This window comes from Streptomyces sp. NPDC048604, from assembly GCF_043199435.1.
GTDB lineage: Bacteria > Actinomycetota > Actinomycetes > Streptomycetales > Streptomycetaceae > Streptomyces.
In genome coordinates, this window is record NZ_JBICVX010000002.1 from 31,757 (window position 1) to 46,136 (window position 14,380).

The window sequence follows — 14,380 nt, forward strand, 5'->3', positions numbered from 1 at the left end:
CGGGGCGCGGGGGCGCACCCCCACTCCCCCCCCCCCCCGGCCCCCCGGGTGGTTTGGGGGAGGGGGGGGGGTGGGGTTTACCGGGCGCCCCGCGGGCCCGCGCCCGCCCGCCGCGGCGCACCCGCCCCTACCCCCGCCCCCGTCACACCTCCCGCGCCGGCCCCTCCGGCGGCCCCCCGCGGGTCCCCTGGACCGCGAGGACCACCAGGCCCACGCCCAGCCAGATCACGCCCACCACCTGCGCGGACACCGAGGCCTCCACGATCACGGCGATCAGGATCGCCGCACCGGCCGTCGGGGCCACGACATGGCGGAGCCAGTGCGGCGGGCCCGCCATCCGCCGTACCGCGAACCACCCGATCACGCTCGCGTGCAGCAGCACGAACGCCGTCAGCGCCCCGATGTTCACGACCGACACCAGATGGTCGAGACCGTCGTCCTGCCGCGCCGCCCACACCGCCGCCACCATCGTGACCGTCGCCGAGACCAGCAGCGCCACCCGCGGCACCCCCGCGTCCGTCCGTCCGAGGACATGCGGCAGCCGGTGCTCGCGTCCCATCGCGAACAGCAGCCGTCCGCCCGCCGCCTGCCCCGCCAGCGCCGCGAACGCCGCCCCGATCGCCTTGCTCACCGCCACCAGGTCGTGCAGCCACGTCCCCACCGACACGTCCACCGCGTCGTAGAACGCCGATCCCTGCCGGGCCGGCTCCAGCGCCAGCGTCTGCGAGGACACCGGCGACAGCAGCGCCACCAGGTACGTCTGCACCACGAACAGCACCCCCGCCAGCGCGAGGCAGAGCAGCACCGCCCGCGCCACCTTCGCGGACCCGCCGGTCACCTCCTCCGCGAAGCTCGCGATCGCGTCGAAGCCCAGGTACGACAGCACCGCCACCGAGACCGCCCCCAGCACCGCCGCCATCGAGAACGCGGTGTCCCCGGTGAGCGGCGACCACAGGTCGCGCCGTGCCCCGTCCCGTACGAGCACGACCACCGCCGACACCACGAACACCAGCAGCACCACGATCTCCATCGCCAGCACCGCGAACCCCACCCGCGCCGCCGTCCGGACCCCCCACAGGTTCAGCAGCGTCGTGATCACCACGGCGAGACCCGTCCAGACCCACCGGTCGACCTCCGGCACCAGCGCCTCCATGGCGATCCCCGCGAACAGGTACGCCACCGCCGGGATCAGCAGGTAGTCGAGGAGCGCCATCCACCCGGCGACGAACCCGGGCCCGTCCCCCAGCCCCTTGCGCGCGTACGTGAACACCGACCCCGCCATCGGCGCGACCCGCACCATCTGCGCGTAGCTGTACGCCGTGAACGCCATGGCCACCGTGGCGACCAGGTACACCAGCGCCACCGCCCCGTCCGAGCGCGCGTCCAGCGTGCCGAAGACCCCCACCGGCGCCATGGGCGCGATGAAGAGCAGCCCGTAGACCACCAGGTCCCGGAACCCGAGGTTCCGCCGAAGTCCCGTATGCCCCGCAATAGGCGCTTCCTCGGTCATGCGCACAGTCTCTGGCACCGCCTCCGCGCACGGCCGCTGCGACGCGGCCCGCAGACGCGGGCCCCACCCCGCCCACCCTTACGATGGGACGCATGACTGCAACGCCCGCGTCGTCGCCCGCGCCCGCCCGCCAGAAGCGTGTCCTGCTCGCCGCCCCGCGCGGCTACTGCGCGGGCGTGGACCGTGCCGTGATCGCCGTCGAGAAGGCCCTGGAGCAGTACGGGGCCCCCGTGTACGTCCGCCACGAGATCGTCCACAACAAGTACGTCGTGCAGACCCTGGAGCGGAAGGGCGCGATCTTCGTCGACCAGGCGACCGAGGTCCCGCCGGGCAACATCGTGATGTTCTCCGCCCACGGCGTGGCCCCGGCCGTCCACGAGGAGGCCCGCCGCGGCAGGCTGGCGACCATCGACGCCACCTGCCCGCTGGTCACCAAGGTCCACAAGGAAGCCGTCCGCTTCGCCAACGAGGACTTCGACATCCTCCTCATCGGCCACGAGGGCCACGAGGAGGTCATCGGCACCACCGGCGAGGCCCCCGAGCACATCCAGCTCGTCGACGGCCCGGAGGACGTGGCGAAGGTCGAGGTCCGCGACCCGTCCCGGGTCGTCTGGCTCTCCCAGACCACGCTCTCCGTCGACGAGACCATGGAGACGGTGGACGCGCTGAAGGAGAAGTTCCCGCAGCTGATCTCCCCGCCGTCCGACGACATCTGCTACGCCACGCAGAACCGCCAGGCCGCGATCAAGGAGCTGGCGACGCAGGCGGAGCTGGTCATCGTCGTCGGTTCGAAGAACTCCTCGAACTCCCAGCGCATGGTCGACGTCGCCGTCCAGGCCGGCGCGGACGCCGCGTACCTGGTCGACTTCGCGAGCGAGATCGACGAGGCCTGGCTCGAGGGCGTCACCAGCGTCGGCCTGTCCTCGGGCGCGTCCGTGCCGGACGTCCTGGTCCAGGAGGTCCTGGAGTGGCTGACGGAACGCGGCTACGCGGACGTGGAGCTGGTGAAGACCGCGGACGAGACCCTGACCTTCTCCCTCCCGAAGGAGCTCCGCCGCGACCTGCGCGCGGAGGCGGCGGAACTCAACAAGGAGTAGCCGGAGGAGAACTCCTCAAGGAGTGGTCGGAGTAGTTCCGGGCAGTGAGGAGCCCCCTCTCCCCCTACCGTGGACGGCATGAACGTCTTCGGAGTGGACATCGGCGGCTCGGGCATCAAGGGCGCGCCCGTTGACCTGGAGCGCGGCGACCTGACCGAGCCCCGCCACAAGGTGCTGACCCCGCACCCCGCCACGCCCGACGGTGTGGCGGGGGGCGTCGCGGAGGTGGTCCGTCACTTCGGCTGGTCGGGCCCGGTGGGCGTGACGTTCCCGGGCGTGGTGACCGGCTCGACGGTCCGTACGGCGGCCAATGTGGACAAGGGCTGGATCGGCGTGGACGCCGGCCGGCTGCTGAGCGACCGCCTCGACGGCCTCCCGGTGACCGTCCTGAACGACGCGGACGCGGCGGGCGTCGCCGAGATGACCTTCGGCGCGGGCCGGGGCCGTACGGGCACGGTCGTCCTGCTGACCCTCGGCACGGGCATCGGCTCGGCGGTGTTCACGGAGGGCCGCCTGGTCCCGAACACGGAGCTCGGCCACCTCGAGCTGAAGGGCCACGACGCGGAGAAGCGCGCCTCCACGAAGGCCAAGGAGGACGAGGACCTCAGCTGGGAGCACTGGGCGGGCCGCCGCCTGAAGAAGTACCTGGCCCACGTGGAGATGCTGTTCTCGCCGGAACTCTTCATCATCGGCGGCGGCGTCAGCCGCAAGGCGGACCGGTTCCTGCACCTGCTGGACGGCATCCGCGCGGAGATCGTCCCGGCGGAGCTGCAGAACAACGCGGGCATCGTGGGAGCGGCGATGACAGCGCGGAAGAGCGGGTCGTAGGGACGGTGCGCCAGGGGGCAGGCCACCCCGTTTTCACCGAGCGTTCGCCCTCCGGGCGGCCGCGGCGGCCGCGGCGGCCGCGGCGGCCGCGCGCTGCCGCCGCCCCATGTCCCGTACCTTCCGCACGCAGGTGATCACCCCGGCGATCAGCGTCCCCCCGTACAGCCAGCCGGCGTGGACGGCGAGGGCGGTGACGACGGCCATGGTGCTGCCGCCGATGCCGCCCGTACCGCCGGCGATCGGCACGATGCCGACGGCGAAGGCGATCGGCACGCTGATGGGCGCGGTCACCAGGTCGGCGGCCCGGACCCAGAGCGCGGTGAGGGCGCTGACCGGTAGGAACAGCAGCCCGTACGCCACGGGGGAGCCGTCCAGGAGCAGCGCGTCGAGGAACCCGACGACCAGCATCGAGGCGGCGGCGAACAGCCCGGCGCCGAGCCCCGTGAGCCGGGGGTTGGGCAGCCGCCGCAGCAGGGGCGCGGGGGCGGCCGGCGCGGCGGCGGGCCGGGCCGTACGGGCGCGGGCGGCGGCGCCGGGCCCACGGACCGGGCGGACGCCCGGGCGCGCGGGCACGGGGTACACCGCGGCGCCGTCGGCGAACGCGCGGCGCTGAGGGTGACGAGTCTTGTGCTGCTCCACGTCTCCAACGTAGGTCGCAACCGGGCAGGAACCGGGCACAGGACACGCCCTTTGGGTGAGGCGGGCGGAGAGAACGGCCGAAGGTGGGCGTGGATGGCCGGTTCGCCGCGCCCGTAAACTGGGGGATCGGCCCCCCGGCCGAGCGGCGCAGGACAACCGAACGGCACCACACTCAGACCGCACCCGCACCGCATCCACCACCGCATTCACACCGCTAGGGAAGTCGCCCCGTGTCGCTCACGATCGGAATCGTCGGCCTGCCGAACGTCGGCAAGTCGACCCTGTTCAACGCCCTGACCAAGAACGACGTGCTGGCGGCCAACTACCCGTTCGCCACGATCGAGCCGAACGTCGGCGTCGTCGGCGTGCCCGACGACCGCCTGACGAAGCTCGCGGAGATCTTCAGCTCGCAGCGCATCCTCCCGGCGACGGTCGACTTCGTCGACATCGCCGGCATCGTGCGCGGCGCGAGCGAGGGCGAGGGCCTGGGCAACAAGTTCCTGGCGAACATCCGCGAGTCCGACGCGATCTGCCAGGTGATCCGGGCGTTCAAGGACGAGAACGTCGTGCACGTCGACGGCAAGGTCTCGCCGAAGGACGACATCGAGACGATCAACACCGAGCTGATCCTCGCGGACCTGCAGACGATCGAGAAGGTCCTGCCGCGCCTGGCCAAGGAGGCACGGATCAAGAAGGACGTGGCGCCGAAGGTCGCCGCGGTCGAGGCGGCGAAGGAGATCCTGGAGCGCGGCGACACGCTGTTCTCGCAGGGCATCGTCCAGGGCACGGAGAAGTCGGAACTCCTCCACGACCTGCACCTCCTCACGACCAAGCCGTTCCTCTACGTCTTCAACGTGGACGAGGACGAGCTGACGGACGAGACGTTCAAGAACGAGCAGCGCGCGCTGGTCGCCCCGGCTGAGGCGATCTTCCTGAACGCCAAGCTGGAGGCGGACCTCGCCGAGCTCGACGAGGAGGACGCCATGGAGCTCCTCCAGTCCGTCGGCGCCGAGGAGCCCGGCCTCGCGATCCTGGCCCGCGTCGGCTTCGCCACCCTGGGCCTGCAGACGTACCTCACGGCCGGCCCGAAGGAGTCCCGCGCCTGGACGATCAAGCAGGGCGCCACGGCCCCCGAGGCGGCCGGTGTGATCCACACCGACTTCCAGAAGGGCTTCATCAAGGCCGAGGTCATCTCCTTCGCCGATCTCGTCGAAACCGGCTCGGTAGCCGACGCCCGCTCCGCCGGCAAGGCCCGCATGGAGGGCAAGGAGTACGTCATGCAGGACGGCGACGTCGTGGAGTTCCGCTTCAACGTCTGAGCGATGAAGTAGTCAGAAGGGGCTGGGCTCAGTCGAGTCCGGCCCCTTCGTCGTCGCCGTGCTCAGGTCTCGTAAACAGTGGACCGGTGTCCCACGTGAACGACCCAGACCACCAACTCTCCGTTGTCGATCGTGTAGACGACGCGATAGTCGCCGACGCGCAGACGGCGGCGTTCGGGCTGGGACACGAGTGCGGTGGTGTTGAAGCCGAGGGGGTCGGTCTCCAGCTCGGTCAGCTTGGCCAGGATGCGCAGTGCCATGTCGCGAGGGATCTTCCGAAGCTCGGCCTGCGCCTCGGGGCGGAAGACGGTTCGGTACTCACTCACCGCGCGCCAGCGTCTCCCTCATGATGTCCTCGATCGGGATGCCGGGAGCTGGGTTGGCCATGCGCTCGTCGATGATCCGGTTGATCTCGCGCTCTTCCCATTCCTGGTACTTGCGCAGCACCTCGATGGAGACCACGGCGGCGACTTGCTTGCCACGGCGCGTGATCACCGTGGGTACGTCGTCGCGGTCGGCGCGCTCCACGACCTCCGCCAGGTGGGCGCGCACGTCGCGGATGGACTCTATGGGCAGTGGCTGCGTCATGCGCTCAAGCGTACAGAGTGTCCCATGTGTACACAACGGCTCGGGGATCGAGTCCGAAGGCAGGGAGTGACCCCCGGTGGTCGGGCTCCGGGAATTGTGTAAAGTCTTCGCCCACGATGCCCATTCCTGCTCCTCGTGTGCTGGCGGTCGTCCCGCCGATGACCCAGCTGAACACCCCCTATCCGTCGACCGCCTATCTCACCGGCTTCCTGCGCAAGGAGGGTGTGACCGCGTTCCAGGAGGACCTGGCGTTGTCACTGGTGCTGCGGTTGCTTTCCAGGCCGGGATTGGAGGCCGTTCGGCAAGCCGCGCAGCGGCGCCCGCTCGCCGAACAGTCGCCGGCGGTTCGGGATTTTCTGGCGCTTTTCCCGCGCTATCGCGCCACCGTCGAGCCGGCCATTGCCTTCCTGCAAGGTCAGGATCCGACGTTGGCGCACCGCATCGCCGCACGCCGGTTTCTGCCGGAGGGCGCCCGCTTCGCCGCGCTGGATGTCTATGTCGATCCGGATGACCCGGACGGCGGCGACCCGCTGGCTTGGGCTTTCGGCGCGCTGGGCACGCACGATCGTGCGCGTCATGTGGCCACGCTCTATCTGAACGATCTGGCCGACGTCATTCGTGATGCCGTCGACCCGCGTTTCGAGTTCGTGCGTTACGCCGATTCGCTGGCGATGTCGCAGCCCAGTTTCGACCCTCTGGCCGAGGCGCTGGCCGCACCGCCGACGCTGATCGACACGATCCTGGACGAGCTGACGTGGGAGGCTGTCGAACGCCATCAGCCCACGGTGGTGCTGTTATCGGTGCCCTTCCCCGGCGCGGTGTACGCCGCGTTCCGCATCGCCCAGTCCATCAAGCGTCGCCGGCCGGAGCTGACGGTGTGCCTGGGGGGCGGCTACGTCAACACCGAGCTCCGGGAGCTGGCCGAACCGCGCGTCTTCGACTACGTCGACTTCGTGACGCTGGACGACGGTGAACGTCCGCTGCTGGCGTTGCTGGAGCACCTGGCCGGAGAGCGTCCCGCCGATCGGCTGGTGCGCACCTTCGTGCGCGAGAACGGCGTCGTGCGCTACCACGCCCGGTCGGAGCCGGACGTCACCTTCACCGAGACCGGTACGCCGACCTGGGACGGCCTTCCCCTGCACCGCTACCTGTCCTTGCTGGACATGCTCAACCCCATGCATCGGCTGTGGAGTGACGGGCGCTGGAACAAACTGACCATCGCCCACGGCTGCTACTGGAAGAAGTGCAGTTTCTGCGACGTCTCACTCGACTACATCTCGCGGTATGAAACCGCATCGGCCGAACTGCTGGTCGACCGTATCGAATCCATCGTCGCGGAAACCGGCCAGACCGGCTTTCACTTCGTGGACGAAGCAGCACCGCCCAAGATGCTCAGGGCGTTGGCGGAGGAACTGCTGCGCCGTCGGGTGACCATTACGTGGTGGGGCAATATCCGTTTCGAAAAGTCCTTCACGCCGGAGTTGGCGCGGCTTCTGGCCGACTCGGGGTGCATTGCCATCTCCGGCGGGCTGGAAGTGGCATCCGATCGCCTGCTCAAGCTGATGAAGAAGGGCGTCTCGGTGGCGCAGGTGGCGCGGGTGACGCGTGCCTTCACGGACGCCGGCATCCTCGTGCACGCCTACCTGATGTACGGATTCCCCACCCAGACCGTGCAGGACACGGTGGACGCGCTGGAGTACGTGCGCCAACTGTTCGAGGCCGACTGTATCCAGTCCGGCTTCTTCCACCGCTTTTCCGCTACCGTGCATTCGCCGGTCGGCCGGAATCCGCAGGAATACGGCATCACTTTGCTGCCGCTGCCCGACGGGACCTTCGCCAAGAACGACGTCGGCTTCCACGACCCGACAGGCACCGACCACGACGCCATGGGTCGAGCGCTCAACAAGGCGTTGTACAACTACATGCACGGCATCCTGCTCGATCAGGACGTGCGCCGCTGGTTCCGAGGCCGCGTACCGCGCCCGACAGTGCCCGGACATTTCATTGCACGGGCACTGACCGGGTGACGTGAGGAGGAGCGGCCTGCCAGGAGCGGGCCCCGCCTCCGGGTCATGGCGTGTGGTGGTCGCATGTGGGTTGGTGGATTGCGGAGCGGGTGAAGGCGGAGACCTTCGGGGTGCCCATGAGGGCCATGACCTCTTCGAACTCCGTCATGAGGTGGCGGAGGACCGCGGTGACGCCCTCCGCGCCGGAGTGGGCGAGGCCCCAGAGGGCGGGGCGGCCGGTCATGACGGCGTCGGCGCCGAGGCAGAGGGCCTTGGCGATGTCGGCGCCGTGGCGGATGCCGCCGTCGAGGATGACCTGACATTCTGCGTTCGCGCTCCGTACGGCGTCCACGATCTCCGTGACACACTCGGGAGCGCTTCGGGCGAAGTCGAGTTGCCGGCCGCCGTGGTTGGAGACGATCAGGCCGGACACGTCGTGCTTGACGGCCAGTTCGGCGTCCTCGGCCGTCAGTACGCCCTTCAGGATCAGCGGCAGCGTCGTCGTCTCGCGGAGCCAGGCGAGGTCGTCCCAGGTGATCGAGGAGTCGAACTGGTCCCTGGAGTGGCGGGCTATCGCCGATTCGCCCGCCGTTCTGCCGTGGGAGGCCGACATGGTCTCCTCGGGGAGGTTGACCGCTCTGATCTCCGGGGGGATCGCCCAGCCGTTCCGTGCGTCCCGCGGGCGGGTCGCGACTCTCGGGGCGTCCACGGTCAGGACCAGGGCCCGGTAGCCGGCCGCTTCGGCGCGGTGGATCAGGTCCGCCAGCAGGGCGCGGTTCTTCAGCCAGTAGAGCTGGAGCCACAGGGGGCCCGTCGCCGCCGCCGCGATCGCTTCGAGCGTGCGGCTCGCGAACATGCTGACTGTCAGCAGCACCCCCGCCGCTCCCGCCGCCCGCGCCGTCGCGACCTCGCCCTCGGGGTGGGCGAGGCGGTGGTAGGCCATCGGGGCGACGGCCAGGGGGGCCGCAAGCCGCGCACCCAGCAGTTCGGTGCCGGGGTCGCAGTGGGAGACGTCGACGAGGCAGCGGGGGCGCAGCTGGATACGGTCCAGGGCCTTCCGGCCGGCCGTCAGCATCGACTCGGTGCCGCTGCCGCCGGCGAAGAAGTCCCAGACCGGGCCCGGCAGCCGCTCCTTGGCCGCTGCCTCGTACGTGTGCAGCGACACGGTCGTCACAGTTCCTCCGGGTGGGCGTCGCCGGTGAGTCGGTCGTTGATGAAGGCCGACAGGTTCGCGATGCCTTCCTTGATCCTCTCCGGGGTCTGCGCGCTGCACGACAGGCGCAGTTGGTGTGTGCCGCCGCCGTCCAGGTGGAAGTCCTGCATCGGGGTCCACAGCACGCCGTACGCGCGGGCGGACAGTTCCAGGGCCTTGTGGTCCGCGGCGAACGGGACCGTGACGACCACGAAGAAGCCGCCGTCCGGGCGGTTCCACGAGATGCCGAGTTCGGCCCTGCGGTCGGCGGGGAAGTGGCGTTCCAGCTCGTCGAGCAGGGTGTCCATCGCCGTGCGGTAGTACGCGACGGTCCCGGCGTTCGCCTCGCGCAGCCGGCAGTCGTGCGCGACGAGCAGTCCGCCGATGACGGCCTGGCTCACGGCCGAGGTGTTGACCGTCGTCATGCTCTTGATCTTCGACAGTTCGTCGGCGAGCAGCGAGCGCCGGCCGTCCTCGCCCGCCACCTCCTGGTCGGCCAGGACGTAGCCCACCCTGGCCCCGGGCAGGGCCGTCTTGGCGAACGAGCCGAGGTGCACCACGCGCCGGGCCCGGTCGAGGGCCTTCAGCGTGGGGCGGGCCGGGCCGGTGCGGACGAAGAAGCCGTACGGGTCGTCCTCCAGGATGAGGAGGTCCTCCTCCGCCGACACCTCAAGGAGCTGCTCGCGCGCTTCCTCGGTCATGCTCGTGCCGGTCGGATTGGCGAAGTCCGGGACCACGTAGTACGCGCGCGGGCGCTCGCCGGCCTCCCGCGCGGCGCGTGCCGCCGCGCGGACCGCCTCCGGGTCCGGGCCGTCCGGGCCCTCCGGTACCGGGCGGACCCGGATGCCCAGGAGGCGGGCCGCGCCCGTGATGCCGACGTAGCACGGCGAGCTGACCAGCAGGGTGTCCTCGGGGCGGGCGAACAGGGCCCGCAGGGTGAGGAGCATGGCCTCCTGGCAGCCGGTCGTCACCACGACCGCCTCCGGCGGGACCTCGATGCCCTCGTCGTTAGCGACGGTCCGGGCGATCAGCTCGTGGATGATGCCGTTGGTGCGGCCGTACTGGAAGAGCTGGGTGCGGACGCGGTCGCGCGTCCAGCCCAGGTCCTGCTCCAGGTACCGCGTGTACGTGGCCAGGTGGCGTGCCAGGTCCTCCGGCTCGAAGTCGCCCTCCGTCGGGCGGCCCGGTGCGAAGGAGATCGCGTCCGGGAAGCGGCCGACGACCTCGTTGAGGAAGTTCATCGCGTCGAGGACGGGGTCGGTCAGCGAGCCGTGCAGGTCGGAGAGGTGGAGCGGCGCTGCGGGTGGTGTCATCTCGGTCCTCCCTGTGCGGTCGCGAGAGCGGGGCCGGTACCGGGAGCCGGGCCCGTACCGAGGGCCGGATCCGTACCGGGAGCCGGGCCCGCACCGACGGCCGGGCCGGTAGTGCGGGCCGGGATCCGGGCGCGGCCCTGGATGCCGCGGACCAGGGCCGTCGAGAGCCGGTCCGCGTGGGGCCGCCGCTGTTCGGGCTCGCCGGCGGCGCCGAGGCCCCGCAGGGCGTCGACGACCTGGTGCAGCTCGCGGCCGAACTCGGTGAGGACGTCGGCGACGGCCACCGCGTTCGAGCCGAGGATGTCGGTCCACAGGTCGGCGTTGCCGCCGGCCAGCCGGGTCACGTCCGCCAGTCCCTGCCCGGCGAGGGCGAGTTGGGACGGTTCGCCGTGCAGCAGGCGGGCCGCGAGCAGGGTGGACACCATGTGCGGCGCGTGGGAGGTGAGCGCGACCGCCCGGTCGTGCTCCGCCTGGCCCATGACGACCGGCCGGGCGCCGCACAACTCGGCCAGCTCCCGGGCGCGTTCGAAGGTCTGCGGACGCGTCTGCGGCGAGGGCGTCAGCACCCAGGGCCGGCCGTGGAACAGGTCGTCGCGCGCGGCCAGCGGCCCGGACTGCTCCCGGCCGCCCATCGGGTGTCCGCCGACGAAGCGCGTCAGATCGCAGCCGAGCCGGGCCGCCTCCTGCTGGGGCGGCTCCTTGACGCTGGCCGCGTCCGTGAAGTCCGCGGCGAGTTCGGCGAGTTGGTGTTCCCGCAGGGCCGCCGCCACGTACTGCGGCGGCATCGCGAGCACGGCCAGTTCGACCCGTTCCCGGGGTCTTCCCGCGAGGCCGGCCCCCAGCCCGGCGGCCGTGCGCGCGGCCTCCGGGTCGGTGTCGATCAGGTACGTGGTCACGCCCCGGCCCCGCAGGGCCAGGGCGATCGAGGTACCGATCAGGCCGGTACCGACCACTGCGGCACTGCGCATCAGCGGTTGCTCCACAGCAGCGGCAGGAACTCGGGGTCGCTGTAGTCGGGCGTGCCCTCGGCGGTGCGCCGGACGACCACGTCGTGGTTGTACGCGACGTCGGTGCCGTCCGAGCGGCGGAAGGCGCGGTAGCGGTTCTCGCCGTCCTGCAGGTGGAAGGAGATGGCCCGGCGCGGGCGGTCGCTGACGTTGGCGCCGCTGCCGTGGTACGTACGGCAGTGGTGGAAGTTCACGTGGCCCTTCGGGATGACGACCGGGATCTTCTCGACCGTGACGCCGTTGAACGCGGCGTTCTCCTCCAGCATCCGGTCCAGTTCGGAGCGGTCGCGCTCGGCGAAGTGGAGGGAGGTGGCGTCGTTCTCGGACGTCTCCTTCCACAGGTGGCTGCCGTCGACCATCGTGATCGTGCCCATCTCCTCGTCGCAGTCGTGGAAGGGGATGAACGCGGTCAGCATCCGCTCGGAGGTGGACGTCGACCAGTAGTGCCGGTCGAAGTGCCAGGGCACGATGTTCGACTGCTCCCCGGCGACCGGGGGCTTGTAGATGAGGGTCGACTGGAAGACCCGTATCTGCTCGGCCTCGGCGAGCCGCGCCGCCACCGCGCCGAGCAGCGGCTTGCGCAGGATGCGGCCGATGGTGTCGTCCTCGTAGTGGATGTAGTCGTTGTGCCGCTGGACGGGGCCGTGCTCCGGCTCCCAGTACGCCAGCTTGGGCGGGCGGACCGGCAGCGTACGGTCGCGGTGGCCGGCGTAGAAGCGCTCGCTGGCGGCCTCCAGCTGCTCGACCTCCTCGTCGGTGAACAGCTTCTTGGACAGGTACCAGCCGTGCTCGGCGTAGAAGGTGACGTCCTCGTCGGTGGGGAGCAGGGCGCGCTCCTCGTCGGTGAGGGTGAAGGTCCGGGAGTCCTGAACGGTCATGGTCATCCTTACGGGTACGTGGGAGAGGAGTGGCAGGTGCGCGAGGAGTGCCCGGGCGGGGCGGGGCGACGGACGCCCCCTCGCGTCAGGACGCGGCCTTCTCGCGGGCGACCGCCTCGTAGAGGGCCTTGATGTTGCCGCTGCCGAAGGTGCGGGCGCCGTGCCGGTCGATGACCTCCCAGAAGAAGGTCTTCCGCACGTGCTGGGACTGGGTGAAGATCTGGAACACCTGGCCCCAGTGGTCCTCGTCGATCAGCACGTTGGTGCGGCGCAGGTCCTCGATCTGGAGGTTCGGGCGCGCGAACCGCTCCTGGAGCCCGTCGTAGTACGAGCCCGGGGTCTGCAGGAACTTGACGCCCCGGTTCTCCAGGGTCTCCACGCTGCCGACGATGTCGTCGCAGAGCAGCGCGAGGTGCTGCACGCCGGCGCCGCCGTGGCGGGCGAGGAAGCCGTCGATCTGGCCGGGCTCCCGGTCGGCGACCGGCTCGATCAGCGTGAACGTCACCTGGCCGGACGGGCTCTGGACCACCTTGGAGTCCATGGCCTGGGCGCCGACCTCGATGAACTCCTCGAAGATCTGCGAGAAGCCGAAGACCTCCTCGTAGAAGGCGACCGTGGGACGCAGCTGACCCGCGGGCAGGCAGATCGCCGCGTGGTCCACCGTGCTCAGGAGGTGCTCGCCCTCGTCCGGGTCCGGCGCGAAGATGTCCATCACGCCCGGCAGGAACTGCTCGCGGTCCCCGGTGCGCTGCACGAACCGGTGCGCCACGTCCCCGAAGCCGAGGACCGAGGCGGTGACGACCTCGGTGCCGTCCTTGCTGTGGACGACGGGCGGCTCGACCGGGGTGGCGCCGCGCTCCACGGCCGTCTCGAAGGCCTTGGCCGCGTCGCTGACCTCGAAGGCGATGTTGGCGACGCCGTCGCCGTGCTGCGTCACGTACGCCGCCGCCGGGTGGCCGGGGCTGAGGGCGGAGGTGAGGACGACCTCGATGCCGCCCTGGCGGAGCAGCAGCGAGCGGTGGTCGGGCTGCCCCGTCTCGGGGCCGGCCTCGCCGCAGATGCGGAAGCCGAAGGCGGTGCAGAGGTAGAACGCGGACTGCTGGGCGTCCCCGACGTAGAACTCGACGTGGTCCACGGCTCCGATGTCCATGCGATGCCTTTCTGGTGGGGTGATCGACAGGCGAACAATCGACGGGCGAACTATCGACAGGCGCGAAAAGGGATCGATCGGTACCCCGTCGGCGGGCGGTCGCGCGCGGGGTGATCGGTCGACGGTTGAAGGGTCGACGGGGCGACGGCCGGGCCGTCGACGGTCGGCCGTCGACGGTGGTCGAGCGGCCTGCGGTCCGTCATCAGTCGTCGAGCGGCCTGCGGTCCGTCGTCGGACGGCCGGCCGGTCGACGGGCGGTCGGTGGCTGAGTGGTGGTGCGCGTGGCGCGCGGTGCTACGCGGTGGTGCGTGGTGGTGCGTGGTGGTCGGGGCCCTCTCAGAGGGCCGACAGTTCCTCCAGGTCGACGTTCCGCGGCGACCACACGCCGTAGTCGCCGCGGCGGTAGAGCAGGGGCTCGCGGGGGAAGACGGCGGTGTCCTCCACCCGGGCCACGAAGAGCCAGTGGTCGCCCACCTCGATCGCCTGCTGTACGCGGCATTCCGCGTAGCCGAGGGCGATGTCGACGAGCAGCGGTGCGCCTTCCGCGACGGCCGAGGGCCGCCACTCCACGTGCGCGAACTTGTCCGTGGCCTTGCCGGCGAACACCTGGGAGGCGCTGCGCCCGGACGCGGAGAGGAAGTTCACCGCGAACGCCTGCGACGACATGATCGCCGGCAGTGTCCGGGAACCCTTTCCCACGGAGACGAGCAGCGACGGCTGCGCCGCCGAGACGGCGCAGAACGCGTTGCTGGTGAATCCGTACGGCTCGCCGTTCCCGTCCATCGCCGTGACGATCGCGATCGGGGTCGGGAAGGAGCCGAAGAGTTCGCTGAACCGTGCAGAACCCACGTCC

Annotated in this window: 14 protein-coding genes; 4 read left to right on the plus strand and 10 right to left on the minus strand. The window is 70.7% G+C overall.

Features of this window, described 5'->3' with window-relative positions; all coding sequences use genetic code 11:
- Window positions 1-142: 142 nt before the first annotated feature.
- Window positions 143-1,510 carry an APC family permease gene (locus ACGFMM_RS03950; RefSeq protein WP_393642870.1) on the minus strand — a complete coding sequence of 456 codons (1,368 nt, stop codon included), beginning with the start codon at window positions 1,508-1,510 and terminating at the stop codon, window positions 143-145.
- An 83-nt stretch (window positions 1,511-1,593) separates the two neighbouring features.
- Here ACGFMM_RS03950 and ACGFMM_RS03955 point away from each other — a divergent pair, with 83 nt between their 5' ends.
- The gene (locus tag ACGFMM_RS03955) at window positions 1,594-2,607 is read left to right on the plus strand and encodes a 4-hydroxy-3-methylbut-2-enyl diphosphate reductase (protein WP_393642872.1); all 1,014 of its coding nucleotides are present in this window, start codon (window positions 1,594-1,596) and stop codon (window positions 2,605-2,607) included.
- Window positions 2,608-2,685: 78 nt separating this feature from the next.
- Complete coding sequence (gene ppgK / locus ACGFMM_RS03960; protein ID WP_393642873.1) at window positions 2,686-3,435, plus strand: polyphosphate--glucose phosphotransferase; 750 nt, start codon at window positions 2,686-2,688, stop codon at window positions 3,433-3,435.
- Between the two features lie 33 nt (window positions 3,436-3,468).
- Here ppgK and ACGFMM_RS03965 read toward each other — a convergent pair whose 3' ends face one another.
- Window positions 3,469-4,074 (minus strand): DUF6542 domain-containing protein, encoded by a 606-nt coding sequence (locus tag ACGFMM_RS03965; protein ID WP_393642875.1) that lies wholly within the window; start codon window positions 4,072-4,074, stop codon window positions 3,469-3,471.
- A 230-nt stretch (window positions 4,075-4,304) separates the two neighbouring features.
- On the opposite strand from ACGFMM_RS03965, the gene ychF reads away from it, so the two are divergent.
- The gene (gene ychF, locus ACGFMM_RS03970; RefSeq protein ID WP_393642877.1) at window positions 4,305-5,393 is read left to right on the plus strand and encodes a redox-regulated ATPase YchF; all 1,089 of its coding nucleotides are present in this window, start codon (window positions 4,305-4,307) and stop codon (window positions 5,391-5,393) included.
- Between the two features lie 62 nt (window positions 5,394-5,455).
- Here ychF and ACGFMM_RS03975 read toward each other — a convergent pair whose 3' ends face one another.
- Together ACGFMM_RS03975 and ACGFMM_RS03980 are read right to left on the minus strand one after the other, a co-directional pair.
- Window positions 5,456-5,719 carry a type II toxin-antitoxin system RelE/ParE family toxin gene (locus ACGFMM_RS03975; RefSeq protein ID WP_054221840.1) on the minus strand — a complete coding sequence of 88 codons (264 nt, stop codon included), beginning with the start codon at window positions 5,717-5,719 and terminating at the stop codon, window positions 5,456-5,458.
- Complete coding sequence (locus ACGFMM_RS03980; RefSeq protein ID WP_030744248.1) at window positions 5,712-5,981, minus strand: type II toxin-antitoxin system Phd/YefM family antitoxin; 270 nt, start codon at window positions 5,979-5,981, stop codon at window positions 5,712-5,714. The genes ACGFMM_RS03975 and ACGFMM_RS03980 overlap by 8 nt, the downstream gene beginning before the upstream one ends.
- Before the next feature lie 158 nt (window positions 5,982-6,139).
- Here ACGFMM_RS03980 and ACGFMM_RS03985 point away from each other — a divergent pair, with 158 nt between their 5' ends.
- Window positions 6,140-8,008, plus strand: a complete 1,869-nt coding sequence (locus ACGFMM_RS03985) for a B12-binding domain-containing radical SAM protein (protein WP_393642879.1) — start codon at window positions 6,140-6,142, stop codon at window positions 8,006-8,008.
- Between the two features lie 43 nt (window positions 8,009-8,051).
- Here the strand turns inward: ACGFMM_RS03985 and ACGFMM_RS03990 are convergent, their stop codons facing one another.
- The 6 genes from ACGFMM_RS03990 to ACGFMM_RS04015 all read right to left on the minus strand — a co-directional run bounded on the left by ACGFMM_RS03990 (window position 8,052) and on the right by ACGFMM_RS04015 (window position 14,376).
- On the minus strand, window positions 8,052-9,152 hold the full coding sequence (locus ACGFMM_RS03990; RefSeq protein ID WP_393642881.1) for an alpha-hydroxy acid oxidase: 1,101 nt from the start codon (window positions 9,150-9,152) through the stop codon (window positions 8,052-8,054).
- Between the two features lie 5 nt (window positions 9,153-9,157).
- Window positions 9,158-10,492, minus strand: a complete 1,335-nt coding sequence (locus tag ACGFMM_RS03995; RefSeq protein ID WP_393642882.1) for a PLP-dependent aminotransferase family protein — start codon at window positions 10,490-10,492, stop codon at window positions 9,158-9,160.
- Window positions 10,489-11,460, minus strand: a complete 972-nt coding sequence (locus tag ACGFMM_RS04000; protein WP_393642884.1) for a prephenate dehydrogenase — start codon at window positions 11,458-11,460, stop codon at window positions 10,489-10,491. The genes ACGFMM_RS03995 and ACGFMM_RS04000 overlap by 4 nt, the downstream gene beginning before the upstream one ends.
- On the minus strand, window positions 11,460-12,377 hold the full coding sequence (locus ACGFMM_RS04005) for a phytanoyl-CoA dioxygenase family protein (protein ID WP_393642886.1): 918 nt from the start codon (window positions 12,375-12,377) through the stop codon (window positions 11,460-11,462). Before ACGFMM_RS04005 ends, ACGFMM_RS04000 begins: the two co-directional genes overlap by 1 nt.
- A gap of 85 nt (window positions 12,378-12,462) precedes the next feature.
- The gene (hppD, locus tag ACGFMM_RS04010) at window positions 12,463-13,527 is read right to left on the minus strand and encodes a 4-hydroxyphenylpyruvate dioxygenase (protein ID WP_393642888.1); all 1,065 of its coding nucleotides are present in this window, start codon (window positions 13,525-13,527) and stop codon (window positions 12,463-12,465) included.
- Window positions 13,528-13,863: 336 nt separating this feature from the next.
- Entirely contained in the window at window positions 13,864-14,376 is a 513-nt protein-coding gene (locus tag ACGFMM_RS04015; protein ID WP_393642890.1) for a flavin reductase family protein, read from the minus strand.
- Between the last annotated feature and the right edge of the window lie 4 nt (window positions 14,377-14,380).